This window comes from Acinetobacter rongchengensis (assembly GCF_003611475.1).
Classification (GTDB): Bacteria; Pseudomonadota; Gammaproteobacteria; order Pseudomonadales; family Moraxellaceae; genus Acinetobacter; species Acinetobacter rongchengensis.
On record NZ_RAXT01000132.1, the window covers coordinates 1 to 1,755 of the forward strand.

The 1,755-nt window shown below is 39.5% G+C and carries 2 protein-coding genes; both read left to right on the forward strand.

Going from position 1 to position 1,755, the window contains the following annotated elements:
* Positions 1-502: 502 nt before the first annotated feature.
* Positions 503-1,462, forward strand: coding sequence for a replication initiation protein RepM (repM, locus tag D7V20_RS19000; protein WP_120385386.1), 960 nt, complete (start codon positions 503-505; stop codon positions 1,460-1,462).
* Positions 1,455-1,613 (forward strand): hypothetical protein, encoded by a 159-nt coding sequence (locus tag D7V20_RS19935; protein WP_171406662.1) that lies wholly within the window; start codon positions 1,455-1,457, stop codon positions 1,611-1,613. Before repM ends, D7V20_RS19935 begins: the two co-directional genes overlap by 8 nt.
* Positions 1,614-1,755: the final 142 nt, after the last annotated feature.

A 1,755-nucleotide genomic window follows, 5' to 3' on the forward strand; every position in this document is an offset into this window, starting at 1 on the left:
TCATGAAAATTAACTACTGTGAGCTTTTGCTTTTGAAAAGACACGAGCGAAGCGAGTGCCATTTTTTGCTCTTGCTTTTGGGGTTTGGGGCTTGCCCCAACAAGGCACAGAGTAGGAATTTTACACGGTAGTGAAAAAGTCCCCTCTGTGTATCCTTGCTTATTTCTTTTTAAACCTTTGAACTTTTTCCCGTAATTTGAAGAAATTGCCCCTCGACTAAGCTTGCTTAGTCAAAAAAGTTTGAGCAAAGCGAAAACATAGGGCAATTTTCATGATGAAAATGGGCTTTTAAGGCTTTTAAATGCTTTTAAGGCTTTTAGACATGCTGAAACGCAAGCCTAGCAAGGCATACAGAGGGCATTTAACACCGTTTACCTACCAATACCCCACCGTTTACCTACCAATACCCCACCGTTTACCTACCAATACCCCACCGTTTACCTACCTTAATACACAATAATATTTTTATGTGGTATAACGTAATAAAATATATAGGTGGTTTATGAGTGATTTAATAGTAAAAGATAACGCCCTAATGAACGCTAGTTATAACTTAGACTTGGTTGAACAGCGGTTAATTCTTTTAGCTATCCTTGAAGCTAGAGAATCAGGCAAAGGAATTAACGCAAATGACCCTCTTACAGTCCATGCAGAGAGTTATATCAATCAATTTGGTGTAGCTAGACAGACTGCTTATCAAGCCCTAAAAGATGCCTGCAAAGATTTATTTGCCCGTCAATTCAGCTATCAAGAAAAGCGTGAACGTGGACGAGCTAATATTACAAGTCGTTGGGTCAGCCAAATTGCTTACATTGATGAAACTGCAACGGTTGAGGTTATTTTCGCCCCTGCGGTTGTTCCACTGATCACAAGGTTAGAGAAACAATTCTCGAAGTACGATATTGAACAAATTAGTAGTCTATCGAGTGCCTATGCAGTTCGCTTATATGAGTTATTGATCTGCTGGAGAACAACAGGAAAGACACCAGTTATTGACTTAACAGAATTCAGAAAGCGCATAGGCGTGTTAGATACTGAATATCAGCGTATGGATGTGTTTAAACGTGGTGTTTTGGAGCTAGCATTGAAACAAGTCAACGAACATACAGACATCACAGCTACCTACGAACAGCACAAAAAAGGGCGAGTGATTACGGGCTTCTCATTCAAGTTTAAGCAGAAGAAGCCCAAACAAGCCGAAATTGCCACAGAAACGCCAAAAACAGCCACGAATGACCTAGACACGATAAAACCCCTTACGGAGCCTCAGATAGCAAAATACAGCATGATTCTGTGCAAATTAGGCAGTATTTCAGACTTGAGTAACTTCCCCGACTATCCAACCTTTGCCAATTGGATCGGAAATATCCTAAGAAGCCCTGAAAAGGCAGATGAGCAAACAGCAAAACGAATTTTCACAGCATTGAAAACAGAAACAGATTACGGAAAGAAAAATGTCTGAACCTCAAAAGTTACTACTAGAAATAGAGAGACTAAATAAAGAAATTATTAAGCTAAAGGAGGTTATTGAAAATAAAAATGCGCATGTTGAGTCTAAAAATAAACATATTGCACGCCTTGAAAAAATTATTTCGATAATGAAAAAAAGGTGAACCTACAATTTTTTGATTTTCCCCCGAAGGGCGCACTTAGCCATTGAGTCCAATGGGTGCGTTTTTGCCCTGCAAAAATTGTCTGTCACGTGGCAATCACGTGGAATTTTCCTCTGTATCCCTTTTCTAGCCATCGTTGTAC

Excerpts from the sequence above, each read along its gene's own strand:
- D7V20_RS19935 (WP_171406662.1), top strand. The coding sequence starts at position 1,455 with ATGTCTGAACCTCAAAAGTTACTACTAGAAATAGAGAGACTAAATAAA.
- repM (WP_120385386.1), top strand. The coding sequence starts at position 503 with ATGAGTGATTTAATAGTAAAAGATAACGCCCTAATGAACGCTAGTTAT.